The organism is Caulobacter sp. Root655, assembly GCF_001427665.1.
GTDB lineage: Bacteria > Pseudomonadota > Alphaproteobacteria > Caulobacterales > Caulobacteraceae > Caulobacter.
On record NZ_LMHC01000004.1, the window covers coordinates 56,089 to 74,339 of the forward strand.

The 18,251-nt window shown below is 69.4% G+C and carries 15 protein-coding genes and 1 pseudogene; 8 read left to right on the top strand and 8 right to left on the bottom strand.

From position 1 onward, the window contains the following. Window positions 1-89: 89 nt before the first annotated feature. The gene (locus tag ASD79_RS06710) at window positions 90-1,682 is read right to left on the bottom strand and encodes an ABC-F family ATP-binding cassette domain-containing protein (protein ID WP_056720273.1); all 1,593 of its coding nucleotides are present in this window, start codon (window positions 1,680-1,682) and stop codon (window positions 90-92) included. Window positions 1,683-1,896: 214 nt separating this feature from the next. Between ASD79_RS06710 and ASD79_RS06715 the strand changes: the two genes are divergently transcribed. Then, on the top strand, window positions 1,897-2,367 hold the full coding sequence (locus ASD79_RS06715; protein WP_056720274.1) for a DUF1203 domain-containing protein: 471 nt from the start codon (window positions 1,897-1,899) through the stop codon (window positions 2,365-2,367). Here the strand turns inward: ASD79_RS06715 and ASD79_RS06720 are convergent. Next, window positions 2,364-2,552, bottom strand: a complete 189-nt coding sequence (locus ASD79_RS06720) for a hypothetical protein (protein ID WP_056720275.1) — start codon at window positions 2,550-2,552, stop codon at window positions 2,364-2,366. The two genes, ASD79_RS06715 and ASD79_RS06720, sit on opposite strands and share 4 nt — an antisense overlap. A gap of 164 nt (window positions 2,553-2,716) precedes the next feature. On the opposite strand from ASD79_RS06720, the gene ASD79_RS06725 reads away from it, so the two are divergent. Both ASD79_RS06725 and uvrA read left to right on the top strand, forming a co-directional pair. Further along, a complete protein-coding gene (locus tag ASD79_RS06725; protein WP_056720276.1) occupies window positions 2,717-3,433 on the top strand; it encodes a thioredoxin family protein in 717 nt (238 codons plus the stop codon). 167 nt (window positions 3,434-3,600) lie between these two features. Beyond that, the gene (uvrA, locus tag ASD79_RS06730) at window positions 3,601-6,510 is read left to right on the top strand and encodes an excinuclease ABC subunit UvrA (protein WP_056720277.1); all 2,910 of its coding nucleotides are present in this window, start codon (window positions 3,601-3,603) and stop codon (window positions 6,508-6,510) included. On the opposite strand, the gene ASD79_RS06735 is transcribed toward uvrA, so the two are convergent. From ASD79_RS06735 to ASD79_RS06755, 5 genes are all read right to left on the bottom strand, one after another. Beyond that, complete coding sequence (locus tag ASD79_RS06735; RefSeq protein ID WP_056720278.1) at window positions 6,507-7,373, bottom strand: hypothetical protein; 867 nt, start codon at window positions 7,371-7,373, stop codon at window positions 6,507-6,509. The genes uvrA and ASD79_RS06735 overlap by 4 nt on opposite strands. A gap of 19 nt (window positions 7,374-7,392) precedes the next feature. Further along, window positions 7,393-8,304 (bottom strand): hypothetical protein, encoded by a 912-nt coding sequence (locus ASD79_RS06740; RefSeq protein ID WP_056720279.1) that lies wholly within the window; start codon window positions 8,302-8,304, stop codon window positions 7,393-7,395. A gap of 214 nt (window positions 8,305-8,518) precedes the next feature. Continuing rightward, on the bottom strand, window positions 8,519-9,385 hold the full coding sequence (locus ASD79_RS06745; RefSeq protein WP_056720280.1) for a hypothetical protein: 867 nt from the start codon (window positions 9,383-9,385) through the stop codon (window positions 8,519-8,521). Beyond that, window positions 9,382-10,182 carry a hypothetical protein gene (locus ASD79_RS06750; protein WP_056720281.1) on the bottom strand — a complete coding sequence of 267 codons (801 nt, stop codon included), beginning with the start codon at window positions 10,180-10,182 and terminating at the stop codon, window positions 9,382-9,384. Before ASD79_RS06750 ends, ASD79_RS06745 begins: the two co-directional genes overlap by 4 nt. Window positions 10,183-10,319: 137 nt before the next feature. After that, complete coding sequence (locus ASD79_RS06755) at window positions 10,320-11,273, bottom strand: hypothetical protein (protein ID WP_056720282.1); 954 nt, start codon at window positions 11,271-11,273, stop codon at window positions 10,320-10,322. Window positions 11,274-11,377: 104 nt separating this feature from the next. Between ASD79_RS06755 and trmFO the strand changes: the two genes are divergently transcribed. Beyond that, window positions 11,378-12,841 (top strand): methylenetetrahydrofolate--tRNA-(uracil(54)-C(5))-methyltransferase (FADH(2)-oxidizing) TrmFO, encoded by a 1,464-nt coding sequence (trmFO, locus tag ASD79_RS06760; protein ID WP_056720283.1) that lies wholly within the window; start codon window positions 11,378-11,380, stop codon window positions 12,839-12,841. 12 nt (window positions 12,842-12,853) lie between these two features. Here trmFO and ASD79_RS06765 read toward each other — a convergent pair whose 3' ends face one another. After that, the gene (locus ASD79_RS06765; protein WP_156400402.1) at window positions 12,854-13,636 is read right to left on the bottom strand and encodes a hypothetical protein; all 783 of its coding nucleotides are present in this window, start codon (window positions 13,634-13,636) and stop codon (window positions 12,854-12,856) included. Window positions 13,637-13,992: 356 nt separating this feature from the next. On the opposite strand from ASD79_RS06765, the pseudogene ASD79_RS06770 reads away from it, so the two are divergent. The 4 genes and pseudogenes from ASD79_RS06770 to uraD all read left to right on the top strand — a co-directional run. Next, window positions 13,993-15,231: pseudogene (locus ASD79_RS06770) on the top strand (allantoate amidohydrolase); the annotation flags it as partial. A gap of 128 nt (window positions 15,232-15,359) precedes the next feature. Beyond that, window positions 15,360-16,580 carry an alanine--glyoxylate aminotransferase family protein gene (locus ASD79_RS06775; protein ID WP_056720285.1) on the top strand — a complete coding sequence of 407 codons (1,221 nt, stop codon included), beginning with the start codon at window positions 15,360-15,362 and terminating at the stop codon, window positions 16,578-16,580. 106 nt (window positions 16,581-16,686) lie between these two features. Continuing rightward, window positions 16,687-17,601 carry an allantoinase PuuE gene (gene puuE / locus ASD79_RS06780; RefSeq protein ID WP_056720286.1) on the top strand — a complete coding sequence of 305 codons (915 nt, stop codon included), beginning with the start codon at window positions 16,687-16,689 and terminating at the stop codon, window positions 17,599-17,601. Next, a complete protein-coding gene (gene uraD, locus ASD79_RS06785; protein ID WP_056720287.1) occupies window positions 17,598-18,119 on the top strand; it encodes a 2-oxo-4-hydroxy-4-carboxy-5-ureidoimidazoline decarboxylase in 522 nt (173 codons plus the stop codon). Before puuE ends, uraD begins: the two co-directional genes overlap by 4 nt. The last annotated feature ends 132 nt before the right edge of the window (window positions 18,120-18,251 follow it).

Sequence of the window (18,251 nt, forward strand, 5' to 3'; positions counted from 1 at the left end):
GACGCCCGACTATGCTGAAGTTCAGTGAACGCCGTATAGCTGTTATTGCGAGTGAGTAGCAATAAACCAGGACGCGTAAGGACTTGGACTCACACGCCGACACGCCGCTCCACCCCCACCGCGTCGAGGAAGTCCTCGTCGTGGCTGGCGATCAGCAGGGCGCCGTCATAGCCGGCCAGGGCCGCCTCGACCGCTTGGATGGAGTCGAGGTCCAGATGGTTGGTCGGCTCGTCGAGGATCAGCAGTTGCGGCGGGGCGGCCGACATCAGCACGCAGGCCAGGGCGGCGCGCAGGCGTTCGCCGCCACTGAGGGTCGCCACCACTTGGTGAGCCGCGACGTTGCGGAACAGGAACCGGGCCAGGGCGGCGTGGGCCTCGTTCTGGCCGGCGGCCGGGTTGAGGCGGCGGAAGTTCTCCAGGATGGTCTGGTCCTCGTCCAGCACCGCCGCCCGCTGGTCCAGCAGGGCGGCCGGGACGCCACGCGTCACGACGCCCGCCGTCGGCTCCAGCATGCCGGCCGCCAGCCTGATCAGGGTCGACTTGCCCGCCCCGTTGCCCCCAACCAGCCCCACCCGTTCCGGTCCGGTCAGCCGCAAGCACAGACCCGACAGCACCGTCGGCCCGTCCGGATAGGCGAAGCCGACGCCGTCGAAATCCAGCACCGTCCGCCCGGCTGGCAGACCACACGACGGAAGGTCGAAGGCCAGGCGACGCAGATGCTCGACCCGAGCGTCAGCGGCTTCGCGCAGCGCGGCGGTGTCCTGGGCGGCGCGGTCGGCCAGGCGGCCTTCGCGCGCGCCGCTCAGTTCGGCCCGCTGAGCCTGGGCGCCAAGAAAGATCTTCGGCTCCATGCCCTTGGCGGCCTGGCGGCGACCAGCCCCGTCGCGGCGAGCCTTGCGTTCGCGGGCGATCTGGGCGTCGCGGGCCGCCCGCCGCACCTCGCGCTCGGCGCTTTCCAGGTCATGCTCGGCGGCGGCGACCTCCTGGGCCTTGCGCGCGACATAGAGGTCGTAGCCGCCGCCATGGCTGGCCGCGCCCAGGCTGGACAGCTCGACGATGCGGTCCATGCCGCGCAGCAGGGCCCGGTCGTGGCTGACCACCACCGCCCCGGAGCGCCAGCGCCGCAGCACGTCGGCCAGCAGGCTGCGGGCGGCGGCGTCGAGGTTGTTGGTCGGCTCGTCCAGCAGGATGACGTCGGGGGCGGCCACCAGCAGCCCGGCCAGGGCCGCGCGGGTCACCTGGCCGCCGCTGAGCGCGGCGGCCGGGCACGAGGCGTCCCAGCGCGACAGGCCCACCTCGGCCAGGGCGACGGCGGCGCGGCCAGGCAGGGTCCAGTCGGCCTCGGCGAGGTCGTCGGCCAAGGTCTCGGGAGTCCCCTCCTCCGCCTCGATGCGGCACAGGCGGTCCCAGGCGGGGCCGACGCCCAGCAGGTCGGCCAGGCGCGCGCCCGGCGGCGGGGCGTGGATCTGCGGCAGCACGCCGACCACGCCGGCCCGGGCGATCGTCCCCGAAGCGGGGAGCAGAGTCCCGGCGATCAGGCCCAGCAGCGTGGACTTGCCCACGCCATTGCGGCCGACGAGGCCGATGCGCTCGGCCCCGATCGTCAGGTTCAGATTGTCGAAGAGGGCGCGGCCGTCAGGCGTGGCGGCGCTTACGGAATCCAGAGTGATGAAGGCGGGCATGACAAACCACGGTCAGAAGGGCGGGAAGGGCGAAACGGTCGTCCATCACACTGATCATGGCTGCCTCCATCGGTTGTATCCGGGAGGGGTCTTCTAATCCATCGCCCCCGGATCGGCAAGCTCGACCGGCCGCCGCAAGGATCGGCTGCCGCAAGGATCGGGTGTCGCTGGATCGCGGCCGGCGTCACACTGGACATAGTAAAGGAGCCCTCCCATGGCCTTCACCGTCTCCAGCCTGCCGATCGAACCCTTCGCGCCGCTGTTCGCGCTCGACGACGCCGCCCTGGCGCAACGCGGCGCGATGCGCGTCGTCGCCGACGCCCGGTTCGCCTTCCCCTGCCGCGTCACCCTGGACGACGCCGAGCCAGGCGAGCGGCTGATCCTGCTGAACTACGAACACCAGAGCGCCGACACCCCGTTCCGCTCGGCCCACGCCATCTATGTGCGCGAGACCGCCACCGAGACGACGGCGACCACGGACGCCTTGCCGCCTGCCCTGCGCCGCCGCCTGCTGTCGCTACGCGGCTTCGACGCGGCCGGCATGCTGCGCGACGCCGACGTGGTCGAGGGCGCGGTCGCCGAACCGGTGATCGAACGAATGCTGACCGATCCCGCCATTGCCTACCTGCACGCCCACTACGCCAAGCCCGGCTGCTACGCGGCGCGGATCGACAGGGCCGACTAGAAGCTCTGGCTGCTCAGGGCGATGATGGTCTGGAAGGCCCAGACCGTGCAGCCGATGCAGATCATCAGGGTCACGAAGTCGGCGAAGCCGGTGCGCGGCTTGGCGACCTTGCCGGCCTTGCCCTTGGGGGCGACCACCGCGGGGGCCTTCGCCCCGTTCGCCTTCGCTGCCGCCGCCTTGGCCACGCCCGTCGCCCTCGCTGGACCGCGCCCGACGCGCCGCCCGAGCGCCCGTTAGACACCCCAGGTGCTGAAGGCCACGCTTCCAAAGGCGGTTAAACGGGAATGAACGCTGTAACCTTCCGCACGGCGGCGCGAACTCCTGTTCAAGGATCATTGGAGAACGACACATGGCGCGGACCACGATGCGAGGCATGGCCTGGGCCGCCCTGGCCCTGGGCGCGGCGATGACGGCCGGGGCCGGCGCCTGGGCGCTGGCCGCGCCGCCGGGCCGTCCCGTGGTGCTCGAGCTGTTCCAGAGCCAGGGCTGCTCGTCCTGCCCCCCGGCCAACGCCAACCTCAACGCCATCGCCGACCGGCCCGACGTTCTGGCCCTGAGCTTCGGGGTCACCTACTGGGACCAGCTGGGTTGGAAAGATACCTTCGCCACGCCGGCCTATACCGACCGCCAGCGCGCCTACGCCCGAGGCCTGGCGGCCCAGCTGGGCACGCCGCAGATGGTGGTCGAGGGCCGCGAGGATCTGATCGGGACCAACGCCCGCGAACTGGACGCCGCCTTGCGCCGCGCCCGCCCGGCCATGGACGCGACAGTGACCCTGGCCGCCGGCCGCGTCGAGATCGGGGCCGGCCGGGCCCCGAAGGGCGGGGCCGACGTCTGGCTGGTGCGCTATGACCCGCGTGTCCGCCAGGTCGCCATCCAGCGCGGCGAGAACAACGGCAAGACCCTGCCCCACCGCGACGTCGTCCGTGAACTGATCCGCCTGGGCGGCTGGAACGGCGCGCCGGTCAGGTTCGCCCCGCCGCCATCGACCGAACCGGCGCTGCGGACGGCGGTGCTGGTCCAGGGCAAGGACGGTGGTCCGATCCTGGCGGCGGCGCGGCTCTGACGCGCGCGTCCTGCTGACACCTACTGTCAGCAGCCTCCACGCCTCGCGCGCCGAGACATTTGTTCGCATCTTGTTCTTGTGTTAATTGCCGTTCCGGACCCTACATATAGCCGTTGCGCCGCGCCCTCCCCGCGGCCCCCAAATCTCGCTCACGCGTTCCGGAAACCATGGCTGAACAACTGAACTTCATCCGCGTGCGCGGCGCGCGGGAGCACAACCTCAAGAACGTCAACGTCGACATTCCCCGGGGCGAGCTCGTGGTGCTGACCGGCCTGTCGGGCTCGGGCAAGAGCTCGCTGGCGTTCGACACCATCTACGCCGAAGGCCAGCGCCGCTATGTCGAGTCGTTGTCGGCCTATGCCCGCCAGTTCCTGGAACTGATGAGCAAGCCGGACGTCGACCTGATCGAGGGCCTGTCGCCAGCCATCTCGATCGAACAGAAGACCACCTCGCGCAACCCACGCTCGACGGTCGGCACGGTCACCGAGATCCACGACTACATGCGCCTGCTGTGGGCGCGGGTCGGGATCCCCTATTCGCCCGCGACCGGCCTGCCGATCGAGAGCCAGACCGTCAGCCAGATGGTCGACAAGATCACTGTCCTGCCCGAGGGCACGCGCCTGTACCTGCTGGCCCCGGTCGTTCGCGACCGCAAGGGCGAGTACCGCAAGGAGATCGCCGAGTGGCAGAAGGCCGGTTTCCAGCGGCTGAAGATCGACGGCGAATTCTACCCGATCGAGGACGCCCCGGTCCTCGACAAGAAGTTCAAGCACGACATCGACGTGGTCGTGGACCGCATCGTCACCAAGCCCGGCCTGGAGCAGCGCCTGGCCGACTCGATGGAGCAGGCCCTGCGCCTGGCCGACGGCCTGGCCGTGGCCGAATGGGCCAATGTCGAGGAAGGCGAGAAGGAGCCGCGCCGGCTGCTGTTCTCCGAGCGCTTCGCCTGCCCGGTCAGCGGTTTCACCATCGCCGAGATCGAGCCGCGGCTGTTCTCGTTCAACAACCCGGCGGGCGCCTGCCCCACCTGCGACGGCCTGGGCGCCAAGCTCGCCTTCGACGCCGACCTGATCGTGCCCGACAAGGACAAGAGCCTGCACAAGGGCGCGGTGGCCCCGTGGTCACGCGGCCCCTCGCCGCTCTACACCCAGACCCTGCAGGCCCTGGCCCGCCACTACGGCTTCTCGATGGACGAGCCCTGGCACAAGCTGCCCGACAACGCCCGCCAGGTGGTGCTGCAAGGCTCCAAGGGCGAGAAGATCAAGTTCGTCTATGACGACAACGCCCGCAAGTACGAGGTCGCCAAGCCCTTCGAAGGCGTGCTGCCCAACCTCGAGCGCCGCTGGCGCGAAACCGACTCCAGCTGGGTCCGCGAAGAGCTGGGCCGCTACCAGTCCGACACCCCCTGCGAGGTCTGCCACGGCAAGCGCCTGAAGCCCGAGGCCCTGGCGGTGAAGATCGCCGGCATGGACATCGCCCAGGTGTCGATGCTGGCCATCCGTCCGGCCAAGGACTGGTTCGCCGGCCTCGAAGGCCAGCTGTCCGACAAGAACATGGAAATCGCCCGGCGGATCCTGAAGGAGATCAACGACCGCCTGCGGTTCCTGGTCGACGTCGGCCTGGACTATCTGAACCTGTCGCGCGGCTCGGGCACCCTGTCGGGCGGCGAGAGCCAGCGCATCCGCCTGGCCAGCCAGATCGGCTCGGGCCTGACCGGCGTGCTCTACGTGCTGGACGAGCCGTCGATCGGACTGCACCAGCGCGACAACACCCGGCTGCTGCAGTCGTTGCAGGGCCTGCGCGACCTGGGCAATTCGGTGCTGGTGGTCGAGCACGACGAGGAGGCCATCCTCACCGCCGACTATGTGATCGACATGGGTCCCGCGGCGGGCGTGCACGGCGGCGAGATCGTCGCCGAGGGCAAGCCGGCCGACATCATGGCCAACCCCAACAGCATCACCGGCCAGTACCTGACCGGCGTGCGCGAGATCGCCGTGCCGGAAGACCGCCGGCCGATCAACAAGAAGAAGATGCTGCGGGTCATCGGGGCCACCGGCAACAACCTGAAGGGCGTGACGGGCGAGATCCCGGTCGGCACCTTCACCTGCATCACCGGCGTCAGCGGCGGCGGCAAGTCGACCTTCACGATCGAGACCCTGTACAAGGCCGCCGCCCGCCGCCTGAACAACGCCAGCGACGCCCCGGCCTCGCACGAGCGGATCGAGGGGCTGGAGAACTTCGACAAGGTCATCGACATCGACCAGAGCCCGATCGGCCGCACCCCGCGCTCGAACCCGGCCACCTATACCGGCGCCTTCGGCCCGATCCGCGACTGGTTCGCCCAGCTGCCGGAGAGCAAGGTCCGCGGCTACGGCCCCGGCCGCTTCAGCTTCAACGTCAAGGGCGGCCGCTGCGAGGCCTGCCAGGGCGACGGGCTGATCAAGATCGAGATGCACTTCCTGCCCGACGTCTACGTCACCTGCGACGTCTGCAAGGGCAAGCGCTACAACCGCGAGACCCTCGACATCCTGTTCAAGGGCAAGACCATCGCCGACGTGCTGGACATGACGGTGGAAGAGGCCGCCGACTTCTTCAAGGCCGTGCCGCCGATCCGCGACAAGATGGAGACGCTCAAGCGCGTGGGCCTCAGCTACATCAAGGTCGGCCAGCAGGCGACGACCCTGTCGGGCGGCGAGGCCCAGCGGGTCAAGCTGTCCAAGGAGCTCAGCAAGCGCGCCACCGGCCGCACGCTGTACATCCTCGACGAGCCCACGACGGGCCTGCATTTCGAGGACACCAAGAAGCTGCTGGAGGTGCTGCACGAGCTGGTCGACCAGGGCAACACGGTGGTGGTCATCGAGCATAACCTCGATGTGGTGAAGACCGCCGACTGGCTGCTGGACTTCGGCCCCGAAGGCGGCGACGGCGGCGGCGAGATCGTCGCCGTGGGCTCGCCCCAGGACGTGGCCAAGGTCGAGACCAGTTGGACCGGGCGCTACCTCAAGGACGTGCTGGCCCGCCACGAAGAGCGGCGGTTGGACCGCGTGGCGGCGCTGAAGGCGGCCAAGCGGGCCTAGTCGAAGACGGCGGCCTGGTCGTCCGGCGCGTCGCCCCACAGCGCGCGATAGATGACCGCCGCCGGAGCGTGGAATACGGCGGCGGTCGCCGCGCCGAGCCACGCGCTGCCCGCCGTGAAAGCCAGTTGCCAGGGCTGGAATAACGCCGAGACGGAAGTCCCGTCGGTGAGCAGGCGCACCGAGAAATCTCCGCCCATCACATGGGCGAGAGCGGCGTAAAGCGTTTGCCAGACCATGTAGATTGCCAGCACGGCGGCCAGGACAGGCAGGTACACCCCGACGATCTTCCAGGCGCGCCCGCGCGTCAGGCGCCAGGTCGCCGCGATGCTCCAGCGACCTTCGGCCAGCGCCATGGGCGCGGCCACGGAAAGGCGCGCGATCAGGACGAAGCAACTGATCAAAGCGGCGGCGAAGGCGACGACCGCGACGAGCCCGGTGGCAAAATCGTTCTGCTTGGCTAATCCCATCGACGCCACGGCGACCGGCAGGGCGGAGATCATGAACGGAATGATCACCAACAGACCCAGGACCAGCCAGACCAGAGCCAATCGGATCTCGTCGGACCCGAGCCGCATGCGACCGCGCGCCTCGCTCTCGGGCTGCAACACGACGCGATAGACGGCGGCCGAGAAGATCGCCATCACCCCGACAGCGACCACGCCTCGGGCCATGCCCAGTATCGGGACGATCCAGCCCGGCGCCCGGCTCGCACCCCGGATGATCTCGGTATTGACGGCGATCAGTTGGTCGGTGAGGCCGAAGACCAATCCAACAGCGCCCCAGAGCAACCAGGCGCGCGGCTCTCGGCGCAGCACGCCGAAGCCCGCGAAGGTGGCTTGCGACCAGGAGAAGTCGGTGTTCATGGCCCCGCCCCGTTGGTCGTCAGGCGAAGGTGTCGGTGACGTTCTTGCCGCGCAGCTGGGCGTAGATGGTCGGGGCCGGGGCGAAGACGATCAGCATGATCAGCACCGACAGCAGACCCGAGAACAGCGTCCGCACCATGCCGGCCGGGGTGAAGAAGGCCGCCAGCGAGGTCATGTCGGGATTGAGGGCCTCGCTCATCGCCGAGATGCCGCCGCCCAGGCCCGCGCCGACCACGACGATGATCACCATCAGCAGGGCATAGACCACCATCGCCAGGACCAGCGCCACGAAATAGGCCCCGAACAGCGGCCAGAAGCGGCCCTTGGTCAGAGCCCACGAGCCGCGGATGTCGACCTTGCCGGTGTCGAAGGTCAGGGCGCCGGCGAACGACAGGCGCACGGCCAGGACCAGCATCAGCGCCACCATGGCCATGCCCGTCAGCACGCCGAGCGCCACGCCCAGGCCGGCGCCGCCGATCGCCGCGACAATGCCGCCGATCAGCACGGAGATGATCACCGCGCCGAAATAGGCGGCGACCAGGATCAGGTTGACCAGCACCAGCACGGCGGCCTGGCGCAGCTCGTCGGCGCCCAGGCGCAGATAGGCTCCGGCGCTGTCGTGCGGGCGCAGCACCAGGCGGTTCACCCCGGCCAGCAGCACCGAATAGATCGCCAGGCTGTAGACCGCCGAGAACAGGAACAGCGGGCCCATGCCCTCCATCGCCTTCAGGGTGGCCTGCGGATCGCTGCTGGGTTCGCTGCTCAGCTCCATCATCGCCGCCAGTTGCGGACCGGCCAGCTTGATGGTGACGACGCTGACGATCAACGAGGCGACGGTCATCAGCACCGCCCAAACGCCCACCGTCTTCAGATGCTCGCGCACCAGGCGGAAGCCCGACAGCGCCGCGTCGGTGGCCGAAAACTGTTCCATGGCGCGCGCCCCTGCTGCCTTCGTCAATTCCGACACGCCTAACAAGGTTCCGGGCGTCGCGACAGCCCCCAATGATAGGCTGTCCCTCCCCCTTGTGGGGAGGGTGGCGGCGAAGCCGACGGGTGGGGGCCGGTGCAGGGCGCCTCGAGTCAGCAAGCCCCACCCGACCCCTTCGGGGCCACCCTCCCCATGGAGGGGAGGGAAGGGTTCTCTCCTAGACCGCCGGCGCCAGCTCGCTGGCGTGCAGGTCGTAATAGGCCCGGGCCGGGGCGGCGGTCAGGATCACCATCTGGATGGTGAAGAAGAACGGCGCCAGCAGCAGGTTGGCCAGGCCCGTCAGGGCCAGCATGACCAGGTTGGTCACCCCGCCCGACAGGCTCAGGATCGTGCCCGCGACGATGGTCTGGGCCAGGCCGACCAGGAAGGTGATGACGAAGGCCACGGCGTACATGCCCAGCAGATGCCAGAAATGGCGGTCGGTCAGGGCCCAGGTCCGGCGCAGGTCCAGCTTGCCCTCGGCGAAGGTGGTGATCGACAGCAGCGACAGGCGAATGCCGAACCAGATCGACAGGCCGGCCACGGCGATGGCGCCCAGCACCTCGACCCAGCGATTGGTCTGCACCGCGCCCAGATTGATCAGCCCGGCCCCGATCAGCACCAGCACGGCGCTGGGCAGGGCGGTGACGACCAGGGTCACGACCCAGCCGACCAGGGCGACGACGAACTGTCGCGCTTCTTCCTGGCCGACCCGCATATAGGCCAGGCGGTGGTCCTCGGGCCGCACCACCGCCCGCATGATCGCCACGGTGATCACCGACTGCAGGGCCACGGCCAAGGCGATCAGCGGCAACAGCGTGCCCTGGCGGCGGGCGACGATGCCGACCAGCTCGCCCAGGTCGTTGGTCCGCGACAGCAGGGCCAGGTCGGCCCGCACCGAGCCGCCGAACGCGAAGGCGACCACCAGGCCCAGGACCACCAGCATCGCGAAATAGCAGGCCGCCCAGGCCAGCAGGACCAGCGGCTTGCGACGCGTCATGCGGACGCCTTCGAGAGCGGCTTCGACGGGCGAGAAGGTGGTCATGGCTTGGCGGTTCCAGGGGTCGCGACCGGTTGGACCTGGTGTCGATAGACGTCGACCAGCGCCGCGGTCCAGACCGGGATGAGGTAGAAGAACAGCAGTCCCACGCTGACCAGCTGGGCCAGGTGCGCGGTGCGCGACAGGCCGATCAGCACGCGGGCATAGCCCAGCCCGACGGCCAGGATGATCGCCGGCGCGATCAGCACCAGCCCCGCCACGAACAGGGTCAGGGTCGCGCCGCGGGTCAGGGCGAAGGCGCTGAGCACCTGGATCCGGCCATGGTCGACCGTCGCGGCTGGGGCCAGGGCCAGGCGCAGGCCGACCCAGGCCAGCAGCGCCAGCGAGGCCAGGGGCACGAGGCCGGCCAGGATCGCGCCCGGTCCCGACAGGGCGGCGCGCCAGGCTTCGGCCGAGGTGGCGTCGAAGCCGGGCGAGGTCGAGCGGGCCACGCCCAGGGCGACGCCGCCGATGACCACGAACAGCACCGCCATCACCACCGTCATCACCACGGTGATCAGCAGTTGCACGGCCAGCAGCCGCCACTCCTCGCGGCCCCAGCGCAGGCCGTTCCAGCCGCGCGGACCGTCGAAGGCGGCGCGGTAGAGGGCGCCATAGGCCAGGGTCGCGGCGGCCAGCTCGACCACCAGGCCCAGGAAGGCGACTTCGGGCGGCAGGGCGCGAGGCAGCAGGCTGAGCACGGCGCCGGCCGCCAGCGCGGCCCCGCAGGTCCGCATCCCTGGCGCCCAGCCGGCCAGTCCGGCGCGAACGGTGCGCCCGATCGCCGCCGATCCTTCGCTCATGTAGCCCCTCTCCCGTCCGCGATCCGCGCGAACCCCGCTCAATCGCGGAGTCTAAGCGGTTCGCCCCCGGCTTGGCGACGAGTCGCGGTGGCTGTCACGCTGAATTTCGCCGGGCGTGGCCCTGGCGCCGCGCCGCGTCAGGCCGCTTCGGCTTGGGCCGAGGCGCGCAGGTCGCGATAGGCCGTGGCCCAGGGCGCGAAGATCAGGGCCATGGCCGGGCCCGCCAGCAAGGAGCCCACCACCGCGACCCCGGCCGCGAACGGCCACAGGGCCCGCATCCAGGCCTGGGGCGGCTGGTTGGCCAGCCCCTGGAACATCGGGATCAGCTGGCTGCCGAACGCCAGGAACCCGACGCCGGCCACGCCATAGACCACGGTCTCCAGGGCGATCACGATCAGGCCCAGCAGCAACACCATGCCCAGCAGCGGCCAGGCCTGGCCGCGCGTCAGCGGCCACGCCTCGAACAGCAGGAACTTGCGCTCGGAAAAGCTCATCGGGCCGGCCATCGACAGGCGCAGCATCGCCCAGACCACCGCGCCGGTCGCGACCAGGCCCGCCAGGACGGCGACCAGGATGCACGACGCGACGCCGGCCTCGGGGCTGGCCATGGCGCCGAACACGTAGGCCAGGCCGGCGAGGATCCCGACCGCCAGCATCGCCACGAGGCAGACGAGGTAGGCCAGCACGCCGATGACCAGGAACACCAGGGCCAGCCACAGCTCCTGCGCCCCCAGCCGCAGGAAGGCGAAACCCTTCTGGTCGGGCTCCAGCACGATGCGGAACACCGCCGCGGCGAGCACCGCCTTCATCAGGGTTCCGCCCAGCCAGTAGACCAGGTTGAGCAGCATCATCTTGCTCTGCATCTGCATGATCCGCGACATCATCTCCGGATCGGGGTCGTGCGTGCCCGGACTGGACGCCGCCGTCTTGAAGATGGCCACGAAGTCGGGAACCACCGCCCAGAACATGCCCACATAGGGCAAGACCACGACCAGCAGGATCAGCACCCCCCAGGTCAGCACCGCCACGGGCTCGCGCCCGATGACCCCGAACCCCGACGTCGCCGCGCCGCTCACCGAAAATCGCGCCATCTCTTCCCCCGTCGCTCACGAACGTCAGACGAGCACTCGCCGACATTTCCCGTCAGCCTACACGCAGGTTTCGCCGAGCGACAGGCGGGGGTAAGAGGACGGCCATGAGCACTTCCCCTTCTTCCCTCGCCCCTGTCCCCAATCCCATTCACGTCATCGGCGGCGGCCTGGCCGGGTCCGAGGCCGCCTGGCAGATCGCCCAGGCCGGCGTTCCGGTCGTCCTGCACGAGATGCGGCGCGACCTGCCCGCCCCGTCCTCAAGCAGCGAAGCGGTAGGACAAACAAAAATCCGCACAGATGCGCACCAGACCGACGGCCTGGCCGAGATGGTCTGCTCCAACTCGTTCCGTTCCGACGACTGGCAGTTCAACGCCGTGGGCCTGCTGCACGCCGAGATGCGGGCTTGCGACTCGCTGATCATGTCGGCCGCCGACCAGCACCAGGTGCCGGCCGGCGGGGCCCTGGCCGTCGATCGCGACGGCTTCTCGGCCGAGGTCACCCGCCGCATCGAGGCCCACCCGCTGATCACCATCGCCCGCGAGGAGGTCGCCGGCTTGCCGCCAGCCGACTGGGACAGCGTGGTCGTCGCCACCGGGCCCCTGACCTCGCCCGCCCTGGCCGACGCCATCCTGGAGCTCAGCGGCGAGGGCCAGCTCAGCTTCTTCGACGCCATCGCCCCGATCATCCACGTCGAGTCGATCGACATGGGCATCGCCTGGCGCCAGTCGCGCTACGACAAGGAAGGCCCCGGCGGCGACGCGGCCGCCTATATCAACTGCCCGATGAACAAGCAGGAGTACGAGGCCTTCATCGACGCCCTGCTCGAAGGCCCCAAGGCCGAGTTCAAGGACTGGGAGCATGTGCCCTATTTCGACGGCTGCCTGCCGATCGAGGTGATGGCCGAGCGCGGCCGCGAAACCCTGCGCCACGGGCCGATGAAGCCGGTGGGCCTGACCAATCCGCGCGACCCGCTGGTCAAGGCCCACGCCATCGTCCAGCTGCGCCAGGACAACGCCCTGGCCACGCTGTGGAACATGGTCGGCTTCCAGACCAAGCTGAAGCACGGCGCCCAGGCCGAGGTGTTCCGGATGATTCCGGGCCTGGCCAACGCCCAGTTCGCCCGGCTGGGCGGCCTGCATCGCAACACCTTCATCAACAGCCCGCGCCTGCTGGACCGGTCCTTGCGGATGAAGGTCGCGCCGCGCCTGCGCTTCGCCGGCCAGATGACCGGGGTCGAGGGCTATGTCGAAAGCGCCGCCACCGGCCTGCTGGCCGGCCGCTTCGCCGCCGCCGAACGGCTGGGCAGGACGCTGGCCGCCCCGCCGCCGACCACCGCCCTGGGCGCGCTGGTCGACCACGTCACCGGCGGCCACATCGAGGGCGAGGCCGAGACCGGCAAGAGCAGCTTCCAGCCGATGAACATCAATTACGGCCTGCTGCCGCCGATGGAGACCCCCAAGGTCGGCGACGACGGCGTCAAGATCCCGCTCAAGGAACGCGGCCGCGCCAAGAAGCGGCTGATGAGCATCCGGGCGCTGGCCGATCTGGACACGTGGCTGGCCGGCTGACCTCTGCCGGCCCTATTTGGTCCAACGCTTGAGCAGCGGGTTTTTCCAGCCGGAGGTCTGGCCGGCATAGATGCTGACGCGATCGATGTTGGCGGTCACGAAGCACTGCTTGTCCGAAAGCAGGTTCTTGTTGTCGCCGGTGATGTTCTTGGCCAGGAGCATGCCGCGGAATCGGCCGCAGATCAGCGGGCCGCCGTCGGTCAGCGTTGTGATGTCGCCCTCGATGACCATGATCATGCCGCTGACCGCCTGCTTGACCCCGACCGGATCCATATGGATCCGCGAGATCATCAACGGCTTGAAGCCCGAAGGCAGGCCGACCTCGCCCGACCGCGGATAGGGCGTGGCCAAGCCGTAGCTGACGCCCGCCGACCGGCTGCCGGCTTCAACCAGGATGTCGGTGGGTATAGCGCCCCTACTCGTGAACGTGCTCGGAACCTTGCGTTCCTCGACGTGAAAGTAGGTCGTCTGCAGATCGGGAACCTTTGAGAGGCCCTGCTCGTCGAACTGGTCGTAGTTCTGCGCCGAGATCTGGCCCAGGCCGACGGAGATTTCCAATTCCTGCTTGCGACGATCGTAGCGCCAGCGCGCCGGGCTCTTGTAGGTGCGCAGGTTCTGGGCGTCACCGTAGATCACCGGCAAGGTGATCCTGAACCGACGCCCGGCCAAGGCCTCGCCATGGTTGTCCGGGGTCGTCCCCGCGGCGCTGATCGCGGTGGTCAGGCCGTCGTTGTCCAGGGTCTGCGGCGTCGCGCCGGCGAGAAGCAGGGACATCGCAAGTGCGGAAAGGGACATTCGACATTCCTCGCTTTACCGAAGGTTGTGCCCCTCGACCGTGCCCGTCAAGGGGTTCGACGCGCCATGGCGGGGCTTGCCGGCGATGCTGACGCTGGGGTCGGAACGGAGCCGCCAAAACGACCATGGTCGCGGAGCCCGCGCGTGTGTCCCCGCCCGAGGACGAAGGCCTCTCGCTCCACCTAAGTAAGTAGTTTATGACTTAGCTTCAGGCGCCGGCCGCGAGGTCTGGCGCTTGTCGAGGCATCGGCGCGTCGATCGTCGCGCGCCGGACCGATCATCGCGGCCTTGGCTGCCAACAGGTGATAGTCACAATGCCACGGCTGGGGCCGCGCGCAAAACGGGAGCCGAACGGGGTGGCGGAAGCCTTCGAAATGGGAGCCAGGGCCAAGGCCCGCTGCGACCTGATGGGCGTCCCGCCCTATAGCGAGGCCGAAGGCATGCTGGTGCGCCGGTTCCTGACCTCGGCTCACAGGGAAGCGCTCGACACCCTGGCCTTCTGGATGCAGCAGGCCGGCATGAGCGCCCGCCGCGACCACGCCGGCAATCTGGTCGGCCGCTACGAGGGTACGAGCCCGGGCGCTCCGGCCCTGCTGATCGGCTCGCATATCGACAGCGTCCGCAACGGCGGTCGCTATGACGGGGCGCTGGGCGTCATGCTGGGGATCGACGTGGTCGAGGCCCTGGCCCGCGCCGGCCGCCGCCTGCCGTTCGCCGTCGAGGTGATCGCGTTCGGCGACGAGGAGGGCTCGCGCTTCCCCGCCTCGATGGCCTGCAGCCGCGCCGTGGCCGGGACTGTCGATCCGATGGTCATGGAGATGGCGGACGGCGACGGCGTTTCACTGGCGCAGGCCTTCGCCGCCTTCGGCCTGGATCCCACCCGCCTGGAGGAAGCCGCGCGCAAACCCGGCGAGGTGTTCGCCTTCCTCGAAGCCCACATCGAACAGGGGCCCGTGCTGGAGGCCGAGGGCCTGGCCCTGGGCGTGGTCACCGCCATCGCCGCCCAGAAGCGGCTGATGGTCAGGTTCACGGGGATGGCCGGGCATGCCGGAACCACGCCGATGACCCTGCGCAAGGACCCCGGCCCCGCCGCCGCCGAGGCGATCCTGGCCCTGGAGCGGATCTGCTCGGGCGGAGAGGACGGTCTCGTGGGCACGGTCGGCCGGATCACCGCCTTGCCCGGCGCCTTCAACGTCATTCCCGGGGCGGTGGAATACTCCATGGACATCCGCGCCGAGGTCGCCGCCACCCGCGACGACGCCGCCCTGGCCGTGACCGCCCAGATCGAGGCCATCGCCGCCCGGCGCGGTCTGGAGGTTTCCGTCACCCTGATGCAGGACCTGGCCGCCAGTCCCTGCGATCCCGGCCTGACCGCGTTGCTGGAAGAGGCCGTCGCCGCCACCGGTCAGGCGCCCCGCCGCCTGCCCAGCGGGGCCGGCCACGACGCCATGGTCATCGCCGACCTCTGCCCCACCGCCATGCTGTTCATCCGCTGCGAGGGTGGGATCAGCCACAACCCGCGCGAAGCGGTGACGGAAGGCGACTGCGCGGTCGCGGCCCGAGCGATGTTGAACTTCGTCGAGGGCCTTTCGGCGCGATTTTCCCTGTCATCCCGGACGAGCACGCAGCGCGAAGATCCGGGACCGGCGCGTGAACGCGGCGCTTCCGGCGGTCCCGGCTCTACGCTTCGCTCCGGCCGGGATGACAAGCTTTGAGTGACAAGATGACCCAGACCTTCGGCGAACTCGACCACCCCGCCCGCCTGCTGATGGGCCCTGGGCCGATCAACGTGCATCCGCGCGTGCTGCGGGCGATGTCTGTGCAGCTTCTCGGCCAGTTCGATCCGGAATTCACCGGCTACATGAACGAGACCATGGCCCTGTACCGCCAGGTGTTCCAGACGACTAACCCGCAGACCTTCCTGATCGACGGCACCTCGCGGGCGGCGATCGAGGCGGCTCTGGTCTCTGTGCTGACGCCGGGCGACGACGTGGTGGTGGTGAACGCCGGGCGGTTCGGCCTGCTGCTGGCCGAGATCGCCGAGCGCTGCGACGCCAAGGTCACCATGGTCGAAGGCGAATGGGGCACGGTCGTGGATCCGCAGGCCGTCGAGGACGCGGTCAAGCGCGTGCGGCCGCGCCTGGTGGCCTGCGTGCACGGCGACACCTCGACCACCATGGCCCAGCCGCTGGAAGCGATCGGCGAGATCTGCCGCCGTTACGACACCCTGCTCTATGTCGACGCCACCGCCACGATCGGCGGCATGAGCGTGCCGGTCGACGCCTGGCAAGCCGACATCGTCACGGGCGGGCTGCAGAAATGCCTGGGCGGTCCGTCCGGCTCGGGCCCAATCACCATTTCCGACCGCGCCGCCGACCACATCTTCGGCCGCCGTCACGTCGAGCGCGGGCTGGCGACGCCGGGCCTGGCCGGCGCCGGCCGCCGCATCGCCTCCAACTATTTCGACCTGGCGATGATCATGGACTACTGGTCCGACAAGCGCCTGAACCACCACACCGAGGCCGCCTCGATGCTCTACGCCGCGCGGGAGTGCGCCCGGGTGGTGCTGGAGGAAGGGCTGGAGGCCCGCTTCGCCCGCCACGCCCAGGCCGGGGCGGCGGTGGTGGCCGGGGTCGAGGCGATGGGTCTGACCGTCTATGGCGACAAGGCCCACAAGATGACCAACGTCACCGCCGTGGTGATCCCGCCCGGCGTCGACGGCGACCGGGTGCGGGCGCGGATGCGCACCGACTTCGAGATCGAGATCGGCACGGCCTTCGGCCCGCTGGCCGGCAAGGTCTGGCGGATCGGGGCGATGGGGGTCAACGCGCGCAAGCACGCGTTGCTGACCACCTTGGCGGCGCTGGAGGCGGTGCTGCGCGGCGAAGGGTACGGGTTCACGGCCGGGGCCGGAGTGGACGCGGCGCTGGGGGTGTTTTCGTGATCCTCCCCCCTCAGTCGCTCCGCGACAGCTCCCCCAGAGGGGGAGCACTTAAGAAGGTCCTCCCCCTCTGGGGGAGGCGGCCCGAAGGGCCGGTGGGGGGAGTGGCATGACCTATCCAAGAGACCTCGTCGGTTACGGCGAAAACCCGCCCCATGCCGCCTGGCCGAACGGCGCCCGCGTCGCCGTGCAGTTCGTCGTCAACTACGAGGAAGGCGCCGAGCGCTCGATCCTGCATGGCGATCCCCAGGCCGAGCACTTCCTGTCGGAAATGGTCGGCGCCCAGCCGGTCCCCGACATGCGGCACATGTCGATGGAGAGCCTCTACGAATACGGCTCCCGCGCCGGCTTCTGGCGCATCCGGCGATTGTTCGAGGAGTTCGGCTATCCGGTCACCGTGTTCGCCGTCGCCCAGGCCCTGGAGCGCAATCCGGACGTGGTGGCGGCGATGCAGAACTACGGTTGGGAGATCGCCAGCCACGGCTATCGCTGGATCGACTACCAGCATTTCCCCGAGGACCTGGAACGCGAGCACATCGCCAAGGCCATCGAGATCCACACCCGCCTGACCGGCGAGCGGCCGCTGGGCTGGTACCAGGGCCGCACCAGCCCCAACACCGCCCGGCTGGTCGCCGAGGAAGGCGGTTTCGCCTACGACGCCGACAGCTACGCCGACGACCTGCCCTATTGGGACGACCAGCACGGCAAGCCGCAGTTGGTCGTGCCCTACACGCTGGACGCCAACGACATGCGCTTCGCCGCGCCCCAGGGCTTCAACAGCGGCGACCAGTTCTTCGCCTATCTGCGCGACGCCTTCGACGCCCTGTATCTGGAGGGCGAGACGGCGCCGAAGATGATGAGCGTCGGCCTGCACTGCCGGATCGTCGGCAAGCCCGGCCGGATCATGGCCCTGCGCCGCTTCCTCGAACACGTCGCCAGCCACGACAAGGTCTGGGTCGCGCGGCGCATCGAGATCGCGAACCACTGGCGCAAGATCCATCCGTATCAAGGAGCAAAGGCATGAGCGCCCCGCCCCTCACCCTGGCCGACCTGAACCGGATGAACCGCACGGGGTTCGCCACCACCCTGGGCTTCGCCTTCGAGCTGTCGCCGTGGGTGGTCCAGCGGGCCTACGACGCCGCGCCGTTCGCCAGCGTCGAGGCCCTGCACGCGGCGATGATGGCCGTGCTGGACGCCGCGCCGGAAGCCGAGCGGCTGGCCCTGATCCGCGCCCACCCCGAACTGGCCGGCAAGGCGGCGATCGCCAAGACCCTGACCGCCGAGAGCAACGCCGAACAGGCCAGCGCCGGGCTCGACAAGCTGACGGCGGAAGAGTTCGAGCGCTTCCACGCCCTGAACGCCGCCTATCGGACGCGTTTCGATTTCCCGTTCATCATCGCCGTGCGGCTGAACGACAAGACCTCGATCCTGGCCGCCATGCAGGCGCGCCTGGCCAACGACCGGGCCGCCGAGATCGCCGAGGCGATCCAGCAGATCGGCCTGATCAGCAAGCTTCGACTCCAAGACGCGGTGACGGGATGAGCCAACTCAAAAGCGCGTCATCCCCCGCTTTATGCGGGGGACCCAAGCGGCGCTTCAGAACGACATTGGCCGGCTCGGCTTGGGTCCCCCGAACAAGTCGGGGGATGACGACCGTTGTGGAGATGCTGGCCG

Bases quoted from the DNA above. Each gene is read 5' to 3' on its own strand.
- puuE (WP_056720286.1), top strand. From the start codon at position 16,687: ATGACCTATCCAAGAGACCTCGTCGGTTACGGCGAAAACCCGCCCCAT.
- ASD79_RS06725 (WP_056720276.1), top strand. From the start codon at position 2,717: ATGGCGCGGACCACGATGCGAGGCATGGCCTGGGCCGCCCTGGCCCTG.
- ASD79_RS06755 (WP_056720282.1), bottom strand. From the start codon at position 11,273: ATGGCGCGATTTTCGGTGAGCGGCGCGGCGACGTCGGGGTTCGGGGTC.
- uvrA (WP_056720277.1), top strand. From the start codon at position 3,601: ATGGCTGAACAACTGAACTTCATCCGCGTGCGCGGCGCGCGGGAGCAC.
- ASD79_RS06750 (WP_056720281.1), bottom strand. From the start codon at position 10,182: ATGAGCGAAGGATCGGCGGCGATCGGGCGCACCGTTCGCGCCGGACTG.
- ASD79_RS06765 (WP_156400402.1), bottom strand. From the start codon at position 13,636: ATGTCCCTTTCCGCACTTGCGATGTCCCTGCTTCTCGCCGGCGCGACG.
- ASD79_RS06745 (WP_056720280.1), bottom strand. From the start codon at position 9,385: ATGACCACCTTCTCGCCCGTCGAAGCCGCTCTCGAAGGCGTCCGCATG.
- uraD (WP_056720287.1), top strand. From the start codon at position 17,598: ATGAGCGCCCCGCCCCTCACCCTGGCCGACCTGAACCGGATGAACCGC.
- ASD79_RS06715 (WP_056720274.1), top strand. From the start codon at position 1,897: ATGGCCTTCACCGTCTCCAGCCTGCCGATCGAACCCTTCGCGCCGCTG.
- ASD79_RS06735 (WP_056720278.1), bottom strand. From the start codon at position 7,373: ATGAACACCGACTTCTCCTGGTCGCAAGCCACCTTCGCGGGCTTCGGC.
- ASD79_RS06775 (WP_056720285.1), top strand. From the start codon at position 15,360: ATGACCCAGACCTTCGGCGAACTCGACCACCCCGCCCGCCTGCTGATG.
- ASD79_RS06710 (WP_056720273.1), bottom strand. From the start codon at position 1,682: ATGCCCGCCTTCATCACTCTGGATTCCGTAAGCGCCGCCACGCCTGAC.
- trmFO (WP_056720283.1), top strand. From the start codon at position 11,378: ATGAGCACTTCCCCTTCTTCCCTCGCCCCTGTCCCCAATCCCATTCAC.
- ASD79_RS06740 (WP_056720279.1), bottom strand. From the start codon at position 8,304: ATGGAACAGTTTTCGGCCACCGACGCGGCGCTGTCGGGCTTCCGCCTG.